The following is a 22,002-nucleotide window of genomic DNA, read 5'->3' as shown; positions in this document are numbered from 1 at the left end:
CGTAAATAATTTTTTGTTGAGATGCAGCCGTTTTGTTACAAAAAGCAGACATTATCTTTAACAAAAATGCTGCATCTCAACTTATCTTAATCGGAAATTATTGGGTAACTTACAACTTGCTAAAAGTCATCGAAGTGCAAGTTGGATTCCTTTGTTATAACGGCAAATTTATACCTGCGGGAGAGCCTATTTTTACAGCAGACAACCGTTCATTCAGATATGGTGACGGTTTTTTTGAAACGCTCAAGGTCCACCAGGGAACTGTGCTGCTGGCTGATCTCCACTATGAACGACTCATGGCCAGTCTGCACCTGTTGCATTTTGATATTCCCCCTTCCTTTACCAAAACATTTTTCATAGAATCTATTCTGGAATTATGTGCCAGGAATAAATACGACGATCTTGCACGTGTGCGCTTTGCCGTATTTCGTTCGGATGGTGGGTTGTATGATCCGGTGAATAATCTTCCCAACTACGTAATACAGGCATGGGAGCTCCCCAAAACAGTGCTGGAATTGAATGAAGCTGGCCTGGTGACCGATATTTTTCCGGATGTAAAGAAGAGTGCCGACAAGCTTTCTTCGATTAAATCCAACAACTGTTTACCGTATGTAATGGCGGCTATGTATGCACGTCAGCACCGTTTGAATGAGGCTATTCTCCAGAATCCGTATGGCCGTATTGCGGACAGTACCATCGCTAATGTGTTTATAGTAAAAGGTAAGGAGATATTTACGCCACCGTTGACGGAAGGCCCCGTATGTGGGGTGATGCGGAAGTACTTATTGCAGGCCGATCTCCCTTATCGATTCCAGGAAAAGCCACTTGAAATTGAAGACCTGGAAAATGCCGATGAAATATTTCTGACCAATGCGATCTATGGCATCCGTTGGGTAGGCACTTTCAGGGACAGCAGCTATGGCAACGCCACCGCTGCAGTTTTACATGAACTCCTCCACGAAAATATTTTTTAAATGGCAGCTCCTGTTGTGAATTTATGCTGGTTCCGCCGCGATCTGAGGTTGGACGATAACGCCGCATTGTATCATGCTTTGAAGTCGGACCGGCCGGTATTGCCGGTGTTTATTTTTGATACCAATATCCTCCGGGATCTGGAAGATAAGACCGATGCACGGGTGACTTTCATTCACCAGACATTGATGGAGCTACAACACCAGCTGCGTAATTACGGTGCCAATATGGAAGTGTTTACCGGCACGCCAGAAGCGGCTTTTCGTTACTGGACCGGCAAGTACACGATTGGGGCAGTATATACCAATCATGATTATGAGCCGTATGCGCGGCAGCGGGATGCCGCTATTGCAAAGCAACTGGCGCTGGAAGGCATCGGTTTGCTTACGTTCAAGGATCAGGTAATTTTAGAAAAAAATGAAGTCCTGAAAGATAACGGTGAGCCCTATACGATATTTACACCTTACAGTAAAAAATGGCAGCAGGTACTGACGCCTTTTCACCTGAAACCCTATCCTGTACGGCGTTATATGTCGCACTTGTTTAAAGCTGCTGCTACTGCTATTCCTTCCCTGGCATCTATCGGCTTCGAAAAAACTGCTATTGAATTGCCATCCCCGGAGTTGAATGAAGCTATTGTGTCACACTACGATCAAACCCGTGATTTTCCTGCGCTGGAAGGCACTTCCAGGATGGGTTTACACCTGCGGTTTGGTACGGTGAGCATTCGCAGGCTCATGAAAGACGCACTGGCGTTGAACGCTACGTATGTAAATGAGTTGGTGTGGAGAGAATTTTACCAGATGATTCTCTGGCATTTTCCGCATGTAGTAGGGCATTCCTTTAAAAAGGATTATGATAAGATTCCATGGAGAAATAATGAAGCAGAGTTTCGGCGCTGGTGTGAGGGGCAAACGGGTTATCCGATTGTAGATGCAGGAATGCGGGAGCTGAATGCCACCGGCTATATGCATAACCGTGTACGCATGATTACTGCCAGTTTCCTGACCAAGCACCTGCTGATAGACTGGCGATGGGGAGAGGCCTATTTTGCGGCTAAGTTGCTGGATTACGATCTGGCGGCCAATAATGGTGGCTGGCAGTGGGCAGCTGGTTCCGGCTGCGATGCAGCACCTTATTTCAGGGTGTTTAATCCCACGTTGCAAACGCAGAAATTTGACAAGGAATTAAAGTATATACGGAAGTGGGTGCCTGAGTTTGACAGCTTTAATTATGTGAAGCCGATGGTATCACATGAGATGGCGAGGAAGCGGGTGCTGGAGGTGTATGCCAAAGCATTGAAGTAATTAGTATTGAACATCGGGCCGTTCGGGCCCGATGTTCAATACTGGTCCGTCACCGCAGGTGACGGACCAGTATTGAAACGGAGGTTATCTCCTGGCGGCAGCCATCAAGGCATCCACTGCCCTATGCCCTTCTTCTCCCAAATCCAGGCTGAACTGATTTACATACAGGTCGATATGCTGGCGCATCACCTGCTCGTCCATTTCCTGTGCGTGTGATTTTACATAGTCGGAGAGTACCGGATATTCACTGTAGGCGTGCTGTAGGCTTTGGTGAATAAGCTGATCCAGTTCAGCACGTTTTTCGGGTGCAATATCTTTTTTTATGAAGATGCCACCGAGCGGGATGGGATTGCCCGTCGTTTGTTCCCAGTATTCACCCATGTCCATTACCTTTTTGAGGCCTTTCAGCTGGTAGGTAAAGCGGTTTTCATGGATGATCACGCCGGCATCAGCTTCTCCGTTCAGTACAGCGTTTTCGATTTCAGAAAACACCATGATCTTTTTGTTTTTAGCTTCCGGGAAAGCGATGGAGAAGAGGAGGTTAGCGGTAGTGTTTTCGCCTGGGATGGCGATGGTTTTATTTTTTACGTCTTCCAGCGTCATGGGTTCTTTGGAGATGAGGAGTGGTCCGCATCCGCGACCCAGGGCGCTGCCGCTGTTGAGCAGATCATATTGATCCCTTACTTTCAGGTATACGGCAAAGGAGAGTTTGGTAACATCCAGTTTACCCTGAATAGCCCAGTTATTGAGCGTTTCCACGTCTTCGAGGTGGGTGTCAAAGCTAAAGCCGTCCGTGTTGATCTTGTTATTCACCAGTGCGTCGAAGATGAAGGTATCATTCGGGCAGGGTGAAAATCCGAGCGTTAAGTTCATATCAAAAGTTTTTTATTGCGGTGGTGTAGTGGGCACAGAGCTGTTCAACGGTACGAACGAGTTCATCGTTCAGGTTTTTGACAGCTGTTGGGATTTGCCATTTGGATTTATCCCTGATTTCCACGTAGTTAGATATACTTCTTATTTGTAAGAAGGGAATGTTTTCCTGGAGGCAGGCGTAGTGAAATGCGGCGCCTTCCATGCTTTCGGTGTCTGGCTGGTATTTAGCTTCCAGGAGGGCGATGGTGGGGGCGCTGCCGCTGACCCGGTTTACGGATACGCCGCTGGCTGCTGGCAGGTCTTGTGTGAGCGGCCATGCATGAAAAGTATTGACCAGGCTGGTGCCGGTAAAGGGATGCTGGGATTCTTTCCAGAGACTGATATCAAATAAATCTTTAAACTGATCATTGTCCTCTGCGCCCAGATCGGCCAGGTGCTCCCGTTCCACGGCCACTACGGCGCCCAGGTGCCAATCCTTCCGGAAGGTACCACATATACCGGCTTGTATGGCCACGTGCGGGGTATGCAGGGTAAGGTATTTACCAAGACTAAAAGCCGTATGCATCATACCGATGCCGGCAATGAGTACATCTACTTCGCATCCGGTTAATCTGAACCGGTAATCCGACACCTGCTGACTATGTTGCTCCAGGTATTGCAGAAAGGGCTTAATTTCCAGGCTGGTAGCCGCTGTAACCAATATTTTCATGCGATAAAAGTACGGTAAAATCAGGTTTTTGAAGTGTAAAACAATTGACAGGAATAAGGATAATTGGATTCCCTCGCGGAATAGTGGTATTTTTGCGAAAATTTTGTTGCAATAATGATTTATTTAACGCGAGTAGAGAACTTTAATGCCGCGCATAAGTTATCTAACCCGAACTGGAGTGCAGAAAAGAACGAAGAGGTTTTTGGAAAATGCGCCAACGTAAATTGGCATGGACATAATTACGAACTGCACGTTACGATAAAAGGCAATCCTGATCCTGAAACGGGATTTGTTTTCAATGCTAAAACTTTAGGAGTAATCATTAAAGATGTAGTCATTGAAAAGATTGACCACCGCAATCTCAATATGGACGTGGATTTTATGGCAGGTAAGTTTACCTCCGCTGAAAACCTGGCTATCGCCATCTGGGACCAGTTGTCGCAGCATTTGCCAGCTGAAGTAATGCTGCATTGCATTAAGCTGTACGAAACTCCACGCATTTACGTGGAATACTATGGAGGTAAGTAACCACGCTTCGTAGTATACAGGCAAGCAATTTTCGAACTAAAACATATAAGGATGGCGTATAATAAGATTGAAAGCTATGACGAAAAGATCACGGCCGATCTGAAGGATAATTACAAGCGATGCCTGGAACTGTTGGGAGAAGATTCGGAAAGGGAAGGCCTGGAAAAAACGCCGGAACGTATGGCCAAAGCCATGCAGTTTCTCACACAGGGCTACCAGCAAGATGCAAAGGAAATCCTGTTGGGCGCACGGTTTACCGAATCATACAGTGAAATGGTTATAGTGAAGGATATTGAGTTGTATTCGATGTGTGAACACCACATGCTGCCTTTCTTCGGAAAAGCACATGTTGCCTATATCCCGAACGGTTATATCACTGGTTTGAGCAAAATCGCCCGCGTAGTGGATGTTTTTGCCCGCCGCCTGCAAGTACAGGAACGCCTTACGCACCAGATCCTGGACGCTATCCAGGATGCCCTGCAACCAGAAGGTGTGGCCGTGGTTATCGAAGCACAACACCTCTGTATGATGATGCGTGGTGTACAGAAACAGAATTCTATTACCACTACTTCCGCCTTTAGCGGTCAGTTTGCGGATGGTACCACCCGCGATGAGTTCCTGAAGCTGATCGGCAGATAATAACTGCCCCCCTTTTTACCTCATTTTAAATGAACGCTGCCCATCAGTAGCGTTCATTTCATTTTTATGCCCGGTTTTTCTTTTATTTGCAAACTGAAAAATCAATGCAGTCGATGATTTTGTTATAAACTAATTGATTGTATATTTGATATAATTTTAATTTGAACGCAAACTTATAACATAACCAACATGAAGCATGCTTACGTATTCCCCGGACAAGGATCTCAATTTCCGGGAATGGGCAAAAACCTGTATGACACCAACGCAAAAGCAAAAGAGCTGTTTGAGCGCGCAAACGAAATTCTGGGTTTCCGCATTTCTGATATCATGTTCAGCGGAACGGAGGAAGATCTGAAACAAACCAAAGTTACGCAGCCAGCGGTTTTCCTGCATGCGGTAATCGCTTTCCTGTGCACAGAGCATGGTCAGCCCGACATGGTAGCAGGTCACTCCCTGGGTGAGTTTTCTGCCCTGGTAGCCAACGGTGCGCTGTCGTTCGAAGAAGCCCTGAAGCTGGTAGCCATCCGTGCTAATGCCATGCAAAAAGCATGTGAACTGCAACCATCTACCATGGCCGCTGTGCTGGCACTGGATGATGCAAAAGTAGAAGAAATCAGTGCTGCTGTTTCCGCCGAAACCGGCGAAGTGGTAGTAGCTGCCAACTATAACTGCCCTGGCCAATTGGTGATTTCCGGAAGCCTCAAAGGTGTGGAAATTGCCTGCGAAAGAATGAAGGCTGCCGGCGCTAAACGTGCGCTGATACTGCCTGTAGGTGGCGCTTTCCACTCTCCGCTGATGGCGCCTGCCAAAGAAGAACTGAAGGCTGCCATTGAAAAGGCTACCTTCAACACGCCTTCCTGCCCTGTTTATCAGAACGTTGTAGCAAAAGCTGTTACCAGCCCGGATGAAATCAAGCAGAACCTGATCGATCAGCTCACCGGCGCGGTAAGATGGACACAGTCCGTACAGGCGATGGTGGCAGATGGTGCAACTGAATTCACCGAAGTAGGCCCTGGTAAAGTATTACAAGGCCTGGTGCAGAAAATTTATAAAGAGGCCGTGGTAAACGGTATTGAAAATAAATAGTGCATTTCCCGCGGATGTATCAACAATAAACCAACATCCGGGGATTTGCGTAAACGACTACCAGCGTCCATCAGGGTACGCAAAAAAAAGCGGCTGAACTACAGCCGCTTTTTTTATCCCCTACAGTTAGGGAAAGCAATTCAAGGGATCAAATAGCCGCTACCATTTCATACTGCGTAATATAATTATTTAGCCCTGCCTGCTCCAGAAAGCGGCAAATTCCCTGAAAACGATCGTCGATATTAATCACGGTGAGGGTGCCTGGCAGCGCTGCTGCCGTGTGTTTCAGCAGGGCATTCCCTACACCGCTACGCCTGTAATGCTGATCCACCGCTATGCTCCTTACCCTGCGGGTCAGTATGTTCACTGCAATAAAGCCAATCACATCATTGTCCTGTACCGCCTCCCACACCATGGTTGTTTTTTCGCGGCTGGCACTGGATAACAGGTTACACCAGCTGGGTTCCATATCCAGGAAAGTTTGATAAAACGCCCAGTTGGGATGACGCTGCTCCCGGATAAGAACGGGGACTGCCGGCAGGCCGGCTCTGACATCTCCCTTAAAACACTCCAACACCCTGTTTTTTTCAAACCCGCTGTTTTTATAGGCCTTGATAGCAGGGAGATTAGAAGTAAGCACTTCGAGGATAATCCTGCGCACGCCGGCATCCTGGTACCTGGGAATATAAGCCTCATACATTTTTTGCACAAGATGCTGACCACGGTACGCCGGCACTACGCCCGTGCCACCATTATACAGCACCATTGGTGCTTGTTTGTCATCCACGCCATGCAATATAAAAGCGCCCAGTTCCGCGCCTTTAAAGGCACCGATCGACCATTCCAGGCTGGTATTTTCCCCCTGGAATTTTTCTTCCATCACGGAAGGCGTCAGGTTAACCGGAACGAGATAGTCGCTGAATGCCAGGTTAAACGTATTACACAGGCCTACAGTCGATTGGCCCTGCAGGTCGTGGAAATCATTCAGATAAGTCATAACAACCAGGATATCACCAATATTAGCAAGTAAGCTGCATATACCGGCAATGATTTATACGAACGGAAAATTTACACCAGCTCAATGCTCACATTGATCCACTCCGGATCAAATTTCGCCTGGAATTTTTTGTAGAAGTTGATGGCAGGTTCATTCCACTCCAGTACCTGGAACGTAATACCGCTGAATTGCTTTTCTTTAGCCTCCTTAAACAGTTGCTCAAACAGCAGCTGGCCGATTTTCTTTCCCCTCCATTTTTCTGTAACGATGATGTCCTCCAGGTAGAGGCGACTTCCTTTCCAGGTAGAATAGCGAACGTAATACAGCGCAAAACCTACAATCTGGTCATCTGCCACAGCCACAAATGCTTTCCACACCGGGTTAGGGCCAAATCCTGCCTGTTCAAAATGTTCCAGGGTAACCGTTACTTCCTGAGGCGCCTTTTCATATTCTGCCAGTTCACGAATCAGTTCCAGCAGGCGTGGACAGTCTTCTTTCCGGGCAACGCGCAGCGATATATTCTCCATAAGTCTGATTATTTGTGCAAAGCAAATATCGGTGCTCGCAAAATGATTAACAATATTGTAAATTGAATGATTTTTCGGGAGATATTAATCCTGCTTTGCATGAAACCGATCTTACAGCGCTATACGGCCTATCATCTCTGGGCCAATAAAGAGATAGGGAAGGCCCTGACGAAACTGACGCCTGAGCAGGTGACTACTCACCTGGGAGGAAGTTTTGAACATATGCGCGCCCTGGTATGGCATGTGTGGGACAGTGAAAGTATCTGGTATCAGCGCTTACAACTGCAGGAAAAACCGCTGCGGCCGTCGGAGCGTTTTACCGGCAGCTTTGCGGAAGGTTGTGCTGCCTGGCTGCGGCAATCAGCACTGCTGGCCGAATGGGTGGCTGCCGCTACCCCTGCCCGCATCAATCACATCGTTGCTTTTACCCGCAAAAAAAACGAGCATTATAAAATGGCGGTAGCGGATATTATTATGCATACCTGTAACCACAGCACGTTTCACCGGGGACAGCTGGTATTTATGCTCCGGCAACTGGGCATCACCAAAATACCATCCACGGATTTCAGCACGTTTAGCCAGAAGAAATAGCGGGTTTTAATATTCATTATATTATTTTTGATCCTACATTATCAGATAAAAATATGAACGCGGCTTCTTTTTATGCGAAGGCCCCAAGGCACCTGGTGGCTGTGGATTGTATCATCTTCGGTTTCGATGAGGGTAAGCTCAAACTATTGGTCATCAAACGTAAAGTGGCTCCTATGGCCGGCGAATGGTCGCTGGTAGGTGGCTTCGTACAACCGGAGGAAAGTACCGATGATGCTGCCGCCCGGGTATTGAAACTGACTACCGGCCTGGATGACATCTACATGGATCAACTCCATTGCTATGGGGATGTAAACCGCGATTCCGGTGCCCGTGTAATTTCCGTGACCTATTACGCACTCATCCGTATTAAGGATCATGATAAGCCGCTGGCGCAGGAGCACGGTGCTCACTGGCTGGAACTGGAAAATATGCCGGAGTTGATTTTTGATCATAAAAAGATGATTGAGGACGCGCTGGTAAAGCTCAGAGATAATGCGCAATTCCACCCGATAGGGTTTGAACTCCTGCCGCAGAAATTTACCCTGTCACAACTCCGTAGCCTATACGAAGAAATCTATGGCCGCACTTTGGATAAACGTAACTTCCGCAAGAAGATACTCTCCCTCGATGTGATGGAGAAACTGGAAGAAAAAGATAAAACCTCTTCCAAAAAAGGTGCGCACCTGTACCGCTTCGATCCGGAGAAGTATGAACAACTGAAAAAGAAAGGGCTCGTATTCGAAATCTAATGCTGCCCTGCACTCAAATTTTGGCTGTTCATTTTGTTCATTTTGCCGGTAAGGCGAAGTAAACCCTGATTTCCTTACATTTTCGCAATTTTTTGATTATTTTGAGTCATGCAATAAACCATGCATGTTCGAGTTGTTTCCATATCTAAAGAAAACTTCCTTAGTACTTTTATTTCTGTTGTTTTTTTTCCAGGACTCGAGAGGGCAACAAGCGGAGATAGTCCGTGCTAAAGCATTGCTGCAACAGGTTAAAGACAGTGCTTCCTATGTGGATGTACTTAACAGACTGACTGTGCTGTACCAGGCGTGTCAGCTGGACAGTTGTGGGCATTACGCAAATCAAGCCATGGAAGTTGCTACCCGGCTGCATTACAGCACAGGTCTTACCATCGCACTGAAAAATCTGGGTAGTTACTACGCCTTTAAACCCAACCGGTATCTCTCCTACCTTTTTTATAATGAAAGTCTGGCCAACGCCAGGGAAACAGATGATCTGTCTAATGAAGCCATCAACCTGATGAACATTGGTATATATCACCAATACCTGGGTCATTCCGCTGAGGCTGTGAAGATGGCAGATACGGCCATGGCGATTGTAAACAAGTCCGGCAACGATTCCATCAGGGCGCTGGTGCTGGCCAACTATTACAGTATTCATCGCAACGATACGGCATTGTCCGCACATATGGCGGCAGTAGCAGCGCTGGAAGAAGCGGCGGTGCTGGCAGTGAAATACGATGACTACCGCCAGATCCTTTACACCAGGCTGTTTAAAGCCCATGAATTGCAGCGCAGCGGCCAATTGCAGGATGCGATAAGTGTTATACATGAAGTAGTGGATTCTTCAAAGTCTTCCGGATTGAATTACCTGGTGGTGTATGGAGATTTCATGCTGGCTGCCTATAAGTCGGCCCTTAAACAGCCGGATAGTATCCGTTATAGCAGGGAAGCGCTGGAATATGCGCTCAAAGGAGGTTACCTGGGCCTGATGCGTCCTACGCTGATGACACTGTATCGCAACAGTATGGATAACGGGGACACCTCACGCGCAGATTATTATGCGGGACTGTTGTGGACCATTCTGCAGCAGGAGCGGGCTGTGCAACAGGCCGGGGCCACTATCTATATGAACTTTGCATCTGCCGACAGGCAACTGGATAGTATGCGTATGCAGCATGCTCATCAGCACCGGCTGTTGGAAAAGAAAAGCCTGGAAAACATCTACTGGCGCTACCTCCTGATATTTCTGCTGGCCGTATTGATACTATTAACTTCTTTGCTGATACACGTGTTTCAGGCTTACCGCATGTCGCGTTCCAACAGCCGCAAGCTCGCTTTCATGCAACGGGAGCTGGAGCAAAGTACGGCGCAGATGCGCGTGAACGACGATTTTAAAAACAAGCTGATTTCACTGATAGCACACGATTTCAGGAGTCCGCTCAATAATATTATCAGCATCAGCAGCTTTGTAAAAGACGAGGCCATTTCACTGGATGATGCGAAGGATATGATTCAGCAGGTGGATAACCGTGCACGCAATACACTACAGGTATTTGACGGCATTCTGCGCTGGATGAAAACGCAGCTCACCGGATTTAGTTATCAGCCCAAACCTTATGTGATAAAGGACCTGATGACTATTTCTGCCAATAATATTCAACACCTGCTGACAGATAAAAATCTGCAGCTGGTGATCGATGAATCTACGGACCTGCCGGTGTATGCTGACTTTGAAATGCTGCAATTCGTAAACAGGAACCTGCTGCATAATGCGACAAAGTATTCTGCATCCGGAAAGAAGATAACGGTTACGGCTACACGTAATGAAAATATGGTGACGGTAGTGATCACTGATGAAGGTAGTGGTATTGATCCGGCAGTATTACCGGGATTGTTTTCGGTAGAGCAAACAACTACTGCCAAAGGACGTAAAGGCAAAGGAGCAGGTATTGCCTTGATAATTTGTAAAGACTTTATTGAAAAAATGAACGGGACCATCGGGGCGGAAAATAATGAAGACAAGGGCGCAAGGTTTTTTTATAGTCTACCATGGGCCACAATGAACCAGGATGCGGGTAACTAGGAAATTATACATATCAGTATGGATGCTGCTGTGTCTGACAGCGGCGTTGCAGGCATTTGCCCGCCCTTATCCGGATACGCTTACCCGGGAGGATATCTACCGGATGGCACAGGGGGAGGATACCACTGCTGATAGCATCAACTACCTGCAATACCTGGTGAAGGAGCGCGCTGCGGAGGCGCTGGCCCGTAAGAACACGCGGCAACGTGAGCAGTTACAGCAGCGCATACAGGATAAGAAGAATACGCAGCTGCTGACCATAGGGGTGATTTCTGTAGCCATACTATTGCTGGTGCTGATCATGACGCGTTATTATCACTTCAGGAATTCGCGGCGGCAGGAACAGCAGCTGGCGAAAGGCTATGCGGAAATATCGGAGAAGAATGCAACGCTGAAAGCGACAGATGATTTCAAAAATAAGTTGATCACCATTATAGCCAACGATTTCAGGGAGCCGCTGCTGCACATCAATGAGGTGGCTGAAAAGCTGGAACATGGCGGCATGAGCAGGCAGGAGATGTTGGAGGAGATGGAGAAGATTGGTGTGTCGTCCCATAAAACCCTGGATGTATTCGACTATGTATTGCGCTGGATTAGGCTGCAGTTGGCGGGGTATACATATACACCAGTTATTTGCAGGTTAAGGGAGATGATGAACTACCTGGCAGATAATCTTAATTACCTGACCAGCGATGCTTCGCCGCGTGTGGTAGACAGAATTCCCGATGATACTACCGTACTGGCAGATGCAGAAATGCTGCAGTTTGTATTAAGGCAGATTCTTTTAGCCGCTTACCGGCATGGCCTGCCGGGTAGCCTGGTAATTGCAGATGCCTGGCCGGATGAAAACAATGTCCGTATTTCCATTGCATTGGATGCCGGGGAAGCGGCCATTGAGGTAAGCGAGAGCTTGTTTGCGTGGCAGCGCGACACTGTTGCCTTAGGTATGGCGGTAAGCCGTGATTTTGCACGCCGGATGCAAGGCGATATTCAGGTGGAGGTCAGCGCTGGTAAATACCTTAACATCTCCCTGGTATTACCAAAATAGTTCATGGGGATGCTACCCGCCTCGCCCTTGAGCCTGGTTGCTGAAAGTTTGGTTTTTATGGCAACTATTTAGGGGACCTGCGCGTATAATAATAAACACCTAATCCACACCTGTATGCATATACGTACTTTTTGCACCGCCATGCTGCTGTTTGCGGCCTGCAGCAATGATGATGATGCGGTGGTAGCCCCTCCGGTAGACCCTAACGCGCCCAGCTCCGGTACCTGGAAAGTAGCGCTGTTTTCCGAACGGAATGAGGATAATACGAGCGACTTTAATGGCTATACGTTTACGTTTAGCAATACCGGTGCGGCATCTGCTATAAAGGGTAGCACTACCACTAACGGCAGCTGGAGTATTACCAACAACTCAGCCAGGTTTAATATTGATTTCGGCGTGAAGACGGACGCTAATAAGCCGCTGGGTGAGCTTACGGACGACTGGCGTATTATCAGCGTTACCAGTACTACTATTCAGCTGGCAGATGATAATACTTCCAGTGCGGAGGTGCTGACGTTTACCAAGATTTAACCGTATAAAAATAAAGGGGCTGACCAAAGTGTAAACTTTGATCAGCCCTTGTTATTTCAAACATTTTTTCAGCTTAGTTGCCTACTGCACTTTATCGCCGTCGTATGCCCATTTGATATAGCTGGAACCCCAGGTGAAACCACCGCCAAATGCAGCGAGGATGAGGTTGTCACCTTTTTTGAGTTGTTTTTCGTAGTCCCAGAGGCAAAGCGGGATAGTACCTGCGGTAGTGTTACCATAACGATGAATGTTCATCATTACTTTTTCGTCTGGCAGGTTGATATATTGCGAGGTAGCGTTGATAATGCGTTTGTTGGCCTGGTGAGGTACTAACCATGCGATGCTGTCTGCCGTGAGGCCATTACGTTTCATGACATCACCGGCGGCTTCAGCCATATTGGAAACGGCATATTTAAATACCATTTTACCTTCCTGGTACACGTAATGTTCGCGGTTCTGCACTGTTTCGAGGGATGCTGGTTTTACAGATCCGCCGGCTTTCATGTGCAGGTATTCACGACCATGGCCATCGCTTTTCAGGATGCTGTCGATTAAGCCGTAGCCTTCTTCATTAGGCTCGAGCAGTACGCCACCGGCGCCATCACCGAAGATGATGCAGGTAGTTCTGTCGGTATAATCAATGATAGAGCTCATTTTATCGGCACCGATTACCATTACTTTTTTGTAACGGCCACTTTCGATGAAGCGTGCACCTGTATCCAGTGCATACAGGAAACCGGAACAGGCAGCGCTGATATCAAAACCGAATGCATTTACAGCCCCAATTTTATCAGTAACTACGTTGGCAGTAGCCGGAAAGGTCATATCTGGTGTAACAGTTGCAACAATCAGCAAGTCAATTTCCTCAGGGGAGATGCCTCTTTTTTTGCAAATTTCTAAAGCTACAGGCACACAAAGATCGGATGTGCCTTTACCTTCACCCTTCAGAATCCTTCTCTCAGAAATTCCAGTGCGGGTAAGAATCCAATCATCTGTTGTGTCGACTAATTTCTCCAGTTCCTTATTGGACAGAACATAATCCGGAACATAGCCACCCACCGCTGTAATTGCGGCTGTAATTTTATTCATATGAACTAAATGTGTGTTTAAATCGAGGCGTAAAAATACGACATAAAGCAATATTTCCTAAAAAAGTCGCATATGATGCAATCCTGAAGGTTGACAATCCGTTAAAAGTTAGCATCTTTGCCGGTATTTCAGGAGATATGAATTTCATATTTTTCCATAAGTTTTACTAAATTACTGAACCTTTACCTTCTATGATCGCTTATTTGAATGGAAAATTGGCTTACAAATCACCCGCACTGGTGCATATTGACATCAACGGGGTGGGGTACGAAGTCCAGATAAGTTTGAATACCTATTCCCGTATTCAGGGTCTGGAAGCCTGTAAGCTGTTAACCTGGTTACATATAAAGGAAGATGGTCATACCCTGTACGGTTTTTTTGAAGAATCCGAAAGAAGCCTTTTCCTGCTGCTAATCAGCGTTTCCGGTATCGGTGCCAGTACGGCCAGAATGATGTTGTCTTCTCTTCAACCGGAAGACATTACCCGGGCTATCATGATGGAAAATGAGAAGATGCTCGAAAGTGTAAAAGGAATCGGCGCTAAAACAGCCAAGCGCGTGATCCTCGAGCTTAAAGACAAAGTGAAGAAAGGGAAGGACACTCCTGCACATTTATCTTTACCTGTAAACAATACAATCCAGGAAGATGCGTTAAATGCACTGGTGACATTGGGAATTGCACGTAATATGGCAGAAACGGCAATCACGAGAGTTATGAAAAGCGATCCACTATTGCAAAACTTGGAAGAGTTAATCAAAAAAGCTCTGAAAAGCCTATAAATACGATTATACCTCTATAAAAACCTATTTTTTTGGCTATAAAGACATATTACGGTGTTTTTGCAGTAATAGGAATAGTATCTTTTATCATTGTTGACACTGCCGCCAGGGACCGTTCAGGAAAAATGCATTTGTCCACTGCTGTGAACGAAGCCCGGGTTTTGGAACAGGATACCACTGTTCCGGCGAAAACTACCCCGGACTCAACCAGAAAGAAAGATACCTTGAAATATCCCTTGCATGACAGACGTGGCCCCGGTATCACAGATCAGGCCCCGTCTAAAACTGCATTGGACCTCAAAGATCCTGCAAATATCAACAAGACCGTTGAATACGACCCTGTAACAAAACAATATACCGTTACCGAAAAAATCGGTAACCAATACTATCGCAACCCCACTTATATGAGTTTCGACGAATTCTATAAGATGCAGGCGGCGCAAAGTGAGCAAAACTACTGGCAAAAAAGAGCTTCTACCCTCGGTAATCTTAACCAGAAAGGTAACGGCCCCACCATGTACAACGGCAATAACCTGTTCGACAGGCTCTTTGGCGGCAGCAAGGTGGATATCAAGCCACAGGGAAGTCTCGATCTTACATTCGGCTACCAGGGACAAAATATCAAAAACCCCGTACTCGTAGAGCAAGCCCGCAGAAATGGCGGGTTCAACTTTGATATGGGTATCAATATGAACGTAACCGGTAAAATCGGTGAAAAATTAAAAATCCTCACTAACTACAATACCCAGTCAGCCTTCGATTTCGAAAACCAGATCAAACTGGAATATACCGGCTACTCCGACGAAATTATCAAGAAGATTGAAGCAGGTAACGTAAGTTTCCCCCTCCGCAGCTCCCTCATATCAGGGGTGCAGTCGCTGTTTGGGGTAAAAACACAACTGCAGTTCGGCCGACTCACCGTTACCAGCGTGCTCTCTAACCAGAAATCGCAGAAGCAAAACCTCCAGCTCAAAGGAGGTACCATGGTGCAGGACTATAACATCCGCGCCGATGAGTACGAGGATAACCGCCACTTCCTGATGGCGCAGTTTTTCCGCGATACCTTTAACTACGCCATGCGCAAACTTCCCATCATCCAATCCCTGGCTAATATCACCAGGCTGGAGGTGTGGGTAACCAATAAAACCGGCGTCACCACCCAAACCCGCGACATCGTTGGGTTGATGGACCTCGGTGAACACGAGCCCTACAACACAGGCCTGTCCGTGCTCACCGCCAACCGGCTGCCCGACAATAACGTCAATGACCTGTACCAGAAACTGATCAATGACCCTAGCAGTCGCGCCACCGGAACAGCCGTAAGCCGCCTCCTGGCCCTGGGGCTCGCACCCGTTTCAGAGTTTGAGAAAACGTTTGCCCGAAAGCTCGACTCCACAGAATATACGGTCAACAAACAACTGGGTTTCATCTCCCTAAACCAACAACTGCAGCCAGACGAAGTCCTGGCTGTTGCCTTTCAATATACCTACAACGGTAAAGTGTATAAAGTGGGTGAGTTTTCACAGGATGTACCACCAGATCAGAACAACTCCGCCAATCAGCCGGTACTGTTCCTCAAACTCCTGAAAGCCACTTCCGCCCGCCCGGTACTCCCTATCTGGGACCTGATGATGAAAAACGTGTATAACACCGGCGGTTATGCACTCAATAAAGAAGATTTCAAACTCGATATCTATTATAAAGATCCCGGTGCGGAAGGACGCCCGCCAAGCGATAAACGCTACATCCCTGATGCACAGGGCAGCCTGGCAGGTGCACCGATCATCACCATCCTCAACCTCGACCGCCTCAACAACCAGCTGGACCCTCAGCCGGATGGCGTATTCGACTATGTGGAAGGCTTTACAATCAATTCCCTCAACGGCCGCGTGATGTTTCCAATGCTGGAACCTTTCGGAGATGGCCTGAAACCGGCATTCAACGGCAACGTGGGACTGGAAAAGCAGTACCTCTATCAAGTACTGTACGATTCCATCAAAGTAGTAGCACAACAGTTCCCGCAACTGAACAGGTACGTGCTGCGTGGGTCATATAAGTCCGCCAGCTCCTCAGAAATAAGCCTGGCACCCAATATCCCGCCGGGTTCTGTAACCGTGACCGCAGGTGGACAGTTGCTGAGAGAAAACGTGGATTATATCATCGACTACAACATGGGCCGGCTGAAAATTATCAACGGCGGTGTACTCAATGCAGGTGTACCTATCAACGTACAGTATGAAAATAATTCCCTGTTCGGGCAACAGGTACGTAACTACTTTGGTACACGATTCGACTACCTGGTGAATGATAAACTGAGTCTCGGTGGTACCATCGTGCGTATGAGCGAACGTCCCTACTACCAAAAAGTGAACTACGGCGATGATCCGATCAAAAACACCATGGTAGGCCTCGACGTGAACTATAATTCCGAATGGAAAGGGCTCACCAAGTTCCTGAATAAACTACCGAACTATAATTCCACCGCACCGTCCAGCATCATATTCACCGGTGAGGTGGCCCGCCTGTTCCCTGGCCATAGCAAGCTGATTAACCAGCCAGGCAGTAAGGAAGGTACCACCTATATCGACGACTTTGAAGGGGTGAAAAGTGGCTACGACCTGAAATTCCCTGCTACCAACTGGGCTTTGGCGTCTACGCCGAAAGGCGCTACCAATGCGGCCGGACAAATCATGTTCCCGGAGGCAGAATACAATAATATCCTCGATTACGGTAAAAACAGGGCGAAACTTGCCTGGTATATTATCGAGCCCACCCTGCAGATTCCTAAATCACCGAACCTGCCGGCAGGTATTGATGTAGACCAGCAATCCGATCCGCGTGTGCGCCTGGTATATCAGAATGAGGTGTTCAAAAACAAATCTACCGACTTCGGACAAAGCCAGCTGAGTACCCTCGATCTGGCCTATTATCCGAAAGACCGTGGCCCGTACAACTTCACCTCCAGCCAAATGTCAGTAGACCGCAACGGTAAACTGATGCAGCCGCAAACCCGGTGGGCGGGTATCATGCGGGCGCTGGATAACAGTGACTTTGAAACGGCGAACATTGAATACATCGAGTTCTGGGTGCAGGACCCGTTTAACGCCATGACCAACCAGGCAGGTGGCCAGCTGTATATCAACCTCGGTAACGTATCAGAGGATATCCTCAAGGATTCTAAAAAATTCTTTGAGAACGGTTTGCCTAACCCAACTGAAACCAATAAACTGGATTCTTCCAAGTGGGGCCGCATTCCTAAATTCCAGCAGCAGATTACGCAGGCATTCGATAACGACCCTGCCATCAGAGCCTTTCAGGACGTAGGTTACGATGGTTTGCAGTCCGCCGATGAGCAGGCCTTTTTCAGAAGTTATCTCGACTCCATTGATATGGTGTTTGGTTCCACTTCTCCGATTGGTCAGCAGGCACACGGTGACCCGTCCAACGATAACTACAGACACTACCGCGACGCTGCTTATAACGGTTCCTCTATTCTCTACCGATATAAAAATTATAGTAATCCGGAAGGAAACTCCCCGGCATCAAGCGGTAACTCCACGTATTCATCCGCAGCTACCAATATTCCGGAGTCGGAAGACCTGAACCGGGATAATACCCTCAATGAAACAGAGGAGTATTTCCAGTACCGTGTGGACCTGAAACCTGATATGGTAATAGGGCAGAACTATCTGGTAGATAAAATTCCTGCCAACGTAAAACTGGCCAACGGTAAGGATACGGTGGAATACTGGTACCAGTTTAAAGTGCCTATCCGCCAGTACGATACCCGGGTGGGTAACATCCCCGATTTCAAATCCATCCGCTTCATGCGTATGTATGTGACCAACTGGCAGGACTCTGTAGTACTGCGTTTCGGTAAGCTGGAACTCGTGCGCAGCCAGTGGCGTAAATATGATTATGAGCTGAAAGCCGGTGATCCGATTCCTTTGGATAACAGCGTGACCTTTAACCAGACGGCCGTAAACATCGAGGAAAACTCCAGCCGCCTGCCTATTAACTACGTACTGCCTAACGGGGTAGTGCGCCAGAACACGATCAGTACCAATAACACCACGCTGCAGCTCAACGAGCAGTCGCTGTCGTTACAGGTTTGTAACCTGAAAGACGGTGATATCAGAGCGGTTTATAAAACCCTCAACATGGATATGCGTCAGTATAAGAAGATGCAGATGTATATCCACGCAGAAGGTTCCGGTACTTCCATGGACCTGAAAGATGGGGACTTGCAGGCCGTTATCCGTATTGGTAGCGACTTTGTAAGCAACTACTACGAATACCGTATTCCGCTGAAAGTAACCAACCCTAACACCGGTAAAACTGATCCGAACCAGATCTGGCCGGAGCAAAACAACATGGAGCTGGTGCTGGCCAACCTCAGTAAACTGAAGCAGCTCCGTAATATGTGCGACTCCTGTTCGCCATTGCTGCCATATCCGGCCGTTCCGGTGAAAGATGAATATGGTGGTTATATGTCGATCATGGGTAACCCTAGTTTGGGTGATTCCAGAACGATGATGATCGGTATTCAGAACACGAAAGATGATGGGTTGCCCAAATGCGGAGAGGTATGGCTCAATGAGCTGCGCCTGTCTGACTTTGATGAAAAAGGTGGTTATGCAGCTTTAGGCAGGGTAGATGTGCAACTCTCCGATCTCGGTACTATTTCCGTATCAGGTAATATGCACACGGCAGGATTCGGAAATATTGACCAGCGCGTAAATGAGCGTTTCCGCGATAACTTCCTGCAATACGATGCGGCTGCCAACCTGGATCTGGGTAAACTGTTACCAAAAAATGCAGCGATATCAATACCTGTATATGCCGGCTACTCGCAATCTGCCAGCAATCCGGAGTATGACCCGTACGACCTTGACATCAAACTAAAAGATAAACTCAGCCTGGCCCGCAGTAACCATGAGCGTGACTCTATCCGCAAAAATGCCCAGGACTTTACCTCCATTACGAGTCTGAACTTTACCAACGTAAGGAAGATGAGTACTAAAAAAGGTAAGCGCCAGCTGTGGGATATCGAAAACTTTGATGTGAGTTACTCCTTCTCCCAGATCAACCGGCATAACCCGATCATTCAGAATGATGTACTTACGAAACATCGTGGAGGACTGGGCTATAACTTCTCCGGAGAACAAAAATATATAGAGCCGTTTAAGCGGATGATCAAATCCAAAACCAAGTGGCTTGACCTGGTGAAGGATTTCAACTTCAACTATGTACCCAGCATTCTCAGTTTCAGGGCGGATATCTCCCGTCAGTTCGGGGCAACCAGGGTACGTAACGTGGGCGGCGATACGAAATATCAACTGCCGGAAACCTACAATAAGTACTTTACTTTCGACAGGTATTACAGTATGAAGTGGGACCTGAGCCGCAGCATCAACTTTGAGTTTAATGCGGTGAACCGTGCCCGTGTAGACGAACCGGATGGAAGGATCAACAGTTCAGAGAAGAAGGATACTCTTTGGAAAAACTTCTTCAAAGGTGGTCGCACTACCAACTATTCGCAAAACGCGAATATCCTGTATGTGCTGCCAACGGCTAAATTCCCGGCACTGAGCTGGACCAGCGCCACTATTTCCTATGGTACAGAGTATTACTGGAATGGTGCTTCCCGCCTGGCATTGTACCTGGGTAACGCTATTGAAAATGCGAATACCAAGCGGTTTACCACAGAGTTGCGTTTTACGGACCTGTATAACAAATCTAAGTTCCTGCGGGCAGTCAACAGTACCCGAAGACCGGCTAACAACAATAATAACAAGCAGCAAAACAATAAAGATCCGAAAGATCCGAAGGCCGCTAATAATAACAACACCCAGAACAACGCTGAAGAGATTTCAGGCTTCGTGAAAGCGGCCTTTAAAGCGTTGACCATGGTGAAAATGGTGACCTTCAACTACGATGAAAATGCAGCTACCCGCATGCCGGGTTACCTGGATAGTACGAAGATCCTGGGTATGAACTGGCAGTCGATGGCACCGGGACTGGATTTCGTATTCGGTTATCAGCCTGACAAGGCCTGGATGGACCGCTTTGCGGCCAAAGGCCTCGTAACGCCTGATCCGTTGCTGAACATCCAATTCCAGCAGCAGTATACACAGCGCTGGAACCTGCAGGCACAGCTGGAGCCGATCAGCGATCTGCGTATCGACCTGAACATGAGTAAGTCATTCTCAAAAACGCATTCTGAGCTGTTTAAACGGGTAGATGACACCTCCGGCTTCGCTCACCTTAGTCCGTATGATGCGGGTGGATTTGAGATCACTTATATCGCCGTTAAAACGATGTTTGGGGATATTCAGACTGCCGAGGGGGTATCGCAGACATTCCGCCGGTTTGAAAGTTATCGTAATATCATCTCCCAGCGTTTGGGGGCTTCTAACCCTTACAATGCTGACGCTGGAGTGCCTTACTACGATCCTAAAGATCCTACTTACCGTTATGGTTATACCAGGTATGCACAGGATGTATTGATACCTTCTTTCATGGCGGCTTATACCAATAAGAGTCCGGAAGACATTCCGCTGCTGAAGCAGGGTAATGATAATGTGAAGAGCAATCCGTTTAGTAAGTACTTCCCTAAACCAAACTGGAATATTACTTATAACGGGCTGACTAAGATTGAACCATTTAAGAGTATACTTACCAACTTCACGCTGTCGCACAAATACACCGGTACGCTGAGCATGAGTTCCTTCAATACGAGTATGTATTATGAAGATCCGCGCATTGCAGGTTATCCGGCATTCAGGGACACAATCAGTGGTAACTACTATCCATATTTCATGGTGCCGAACCTGACGATGACGGAAGCTTTTGTGCCGTTGCTGGGTATGGATATGACATTTACGAACACGCTGAATCTGCGGCTGGAGTTTAAGAAATCACGCAGTCTGAGCCTTAGCCTGATCGACTATCAGCTGACGGAATTACGTTCCACGGAAGTGGCCGTAGGCGGTGGTTACCGTATCCGTGGTATTTCCCTGCCATTTGCCGTGAATAAAGAAGGTAGCAAGCGTTTGCAGAATGACCTGAACATTAGGCTGGATGTGAGTTTGAGAGATGATAAGACCGTGAATAACAGGTTGGATGCGGACCAGGTAATTCCTACCAGTGGTCAGAAGGTATTGCGTATTGCACCGAGCATTGATTATGTAGTGAACAACCGTTTGAATCTGCGTTTCTTCTACGACAGGGCACAAACGATTCCGGCGATATCGTCAGCGTATCCGATTACGAATACACGTGGTGGTTTGACATTACGATTTGTATTATCACAATAATAAGTTTAATAGATGGTATGATATATCGCAAAAAAGGGGAGCCAACAGCTAGTCATGGTCGGAAGAAATTTCTTCCGACCATTTTCTTTTATATATTTTCTTTTGATTTTTTAACAAGATACTGACAACCATTTATTTATGATTACATATCACTATTTTAGTGATTGATGTATCA

Annotated in this window: 17 protein-coding genes; 12 read left to right on the top strand and 5 right to left on the bottom strand. The window is 47.3% G+C overall.

Annotated features, from left to right (window positions below; all coding sequences use genetic code 11):
* Positions 1-134: 134 nt before the first annotated feature.
* Positions 135-974 (top strand): aminotransferase class IV, encoded by an 840-nt coding sequence (locus KW844_RS24535; RefSeq protein WP_218379439.1) that lies wholly within the window; start codon positions 135-137, stop codon positions 972-974.
* Positions 975-2,279: a deoxyribodipyrimidine photo-lyase gene (locus KW844_RS24530; protein ID WP_218379438.1), complete on the top strand. Its 1,305-nt coding sequence runs from the start codon at positions 975-977 to the stop codon at positions 2,277-2,279.
* Between the two features lie 84 nt (positions 2,280-2,363).
* Here KW844_RS24530 and KW844_RS24525 read toward each other — a convergent pair whose 3' ends face one another.
* Both KW844_RS24525 and mqnB read right to left on the bottom strand, forming a co-directional pair.
* Complete coding sequence (locus KW844_RS24525; RefSeq protein WP_218379437.1) at positions 2,364-3,152, bottom strand: 1,4-dihydroxy-6-naphthoate synthase; 789 nt, start codon at positions 3,150-3,152, stop codon at positions 2,364-2,366.
* Between the two features lies 1 nt (position 3,153).
* Positions 3,154-3,861, bottom strand: a complete 708-nt coding sequence (mqnB, locus tag KW844_RS24520) for a futalosine hydrolase (RefSeq protein ID WP_218379436.1) — start codon at positions 3,859-3,861, stop codon at positions 3,154-3,156.
* A gap of 114 nt (positions 3,862-3,975) precedes the next feature.
* On the opposite strand from mqnB, the gene KW844_RS24515 reads away from it, so the two are divergent.
* From KW844_RS24515 to fabD, 3 genes are all read left to right on the top strand, one after another.
* A complete protein-coding gene (locus tag KW844_RS24515) occupies positions 3,976-4,389 on the top strand; it encodes a 6-carboxytetrahydropterin synthase (protein ID WP_073077622.1) in 414 nt (137 codons plus the stop codon).
* 51 nt (positions 4,390-4,440) lie between these two features.
* Positions 4,441-5,028: a GTP cyclohydrolase I FolE gene (gene folE, locus KW844_RS24510; RefSeq protein ID WP_218379435.1), complete on the top strand. Its 588-nt coding sequence runs from the start codon at positions 4,441-4,443 to the stop codon at positions 5,026-5,028.
* A 189-nt stretch (positions 5,029-5,217) separates the two neighbouring features.
* On the top strand, positions 5,218-6,114 hold the full coding sequence (fabD, locus tag KW844_RS24505) for an ACP S-malonyltransferase (RefSeq protein ID WP_218379434.1): 897 nt from the start codon (positions 5,218-5,220) through the stop codon (positions 6,112-6,114).
* Between the two features lie 148 nt (positions 6,115-6,262).
* On the opposite strand, the gene KW844_RS24500 is transcribed toward fabD, so the two are convergent.
* Both KW844_RS24500 and KW844_RS24495 read right to left on the bottom strand, forming a co-directional pair.
* The gene (locus tag KW844_RS24500) at positions 6,263-7,111 is read right to left on the bottom strand and encodes a GNAT family N-acetyltransferase (protein ID WP_218379433.1); all 849 of its coding nucleotides are present in this window, start codon (positions 7,109-7,111) and stop codon (positions 6,263-6,265) included.
* A 71-nt stretch (positions 7,112-7,182) separates the two neighbouring features.
* Entirely contained in the window at positions 7,183-7,638 is a 456-nt protein-coding gene (locus tag KW844_RS24495; protein ID WP_218379432.1) for a GNAT family N-acetyltransferase, read from the bottom strand.
* Positions 7,639-7,737: 99 nt separating this feature from the next.
* Here KW844_RS24495 and KW844_RS24490 point away from each other — a divergent pair, with 99 nt between their 5' ends.
* The 5 genes from KW844_RS24490 (at position 7,738) to KW844_RS24470 (ending at position 12,640) form a co-directional block, all read left to right on the top strand.
* Positions 7,738-8,229: a DinB family protein gene (locus tag KW844_RS24490; protein ID WP_218379431.1), complete on the top strand. Its 492-nt coding sequence runs from the start codon at positions 7,738-7,740 to the stop codon at positions 8,227-8,229.
* A gap of 53 nt (positions 8,230-8,282) precedes the next feature.
* Positions 8,283-8,978 carry an NUDIX domain-containing protein gene (locus KW844_RS24485; RefSeq protein WP_218379430.1) on the top strand — a complete coding sequence of 232 codons (696 nt, stop codon included), beginning with the start codon at positions 8,283-8,285 and terminating at the stop codon, positions 8,976-8,978.
* A gap of 124 nt (positions 8,979-9,102) precedes the next feature.
* The gene (locus tag KW844_RS24480) at positions 9,103-11,061 is read left to right on the top strand and encodes a HAMP domain-containing sensor histidine kinase (RefSeq protein ID WP_218379429.1); all 1,959 of its coding nucleotides are present in this window, start codon (positions 9,103-9,105) and stop codon (positions 11,059-11,061) included.
* Positions 11,062-11,083: 22 nt separating this feature from the next.
* Positions 11,084-12,109, top strand: coding sequence for a sensor histidine kinase KdpD (locus KW844_RS24475; RefSeq protein WP_218379428.1), 1,026 nt, complete (start codon positions 11,084-11,086; stop codon positions 12,107-12,109).
* Positions 12,110-12,223: 114 nt separating this feature from the next.
* Positions 12,224-12,640, top strand: a complete 417-nt coding sequence (locus KW844_RS24470; RefSeq protein WP_218379427.1) for a hypothetical protein — start codon at positions 12,224-12,226, stop codon at positions 12,638-12,640.
* Positions 12,641-12,721: 81 nt separating this feature from the next.
* On the opposite strand, the gene KW844_RS24465 is transcribed toward KW844_RS24470, so the two are convergent.
* Entirely contained in the window at positions 12,722-13,729 is a 1,008-nt protein-coding gene (locus tag KW844_RS24465) for a beta-ketoacyl-ACP synthase III (RefSeq protein WP_218379426.1), read from the bottom strand.
* A gap of 191 nt (positions 13,730-13,920) precedes the next feature.
* On the opposite strand from KW844_RS24465, the gene ruvA reads away from it, so the two are divergent.
* Positions 13,921-14,508, top strand: coding sequence for a Holliday junction branch migration protein RuvA (ruvA, locus tag KW844_RS24460; RefSeq protein WP_218379425.1), 588 nt, complete (start codon positions 13,921-13,923; stop codon positions 14,506-14,508).
* 32 nt (positions 14,509-14,540) lie between these two features.
* On the top strand, positions 14,541-21,827 hold the full coding sequence (gene sprA / locus KW844_RS24455) for a cell surface protein SprA (protein ID WP_218379424.1): 7,287 nt from the start codon (positions 14,541-14,543) through the stop codon (positions 21,825-21,827).
* Positions 21,828-22,002: the final 175 nt, after the last annotated feature.

This window comes from Chitinophaga sp. sic0106 (genome assembly GCF_019219075.1).
Lineage (GTDB): Bacteria > Bacteroidota > Bacteroidia > Chitinophagales > Chitinophagaceae > Chitinophaga.
This window is presented reverse-complemented; position numbering and strand designations above follow the sequence as displayed.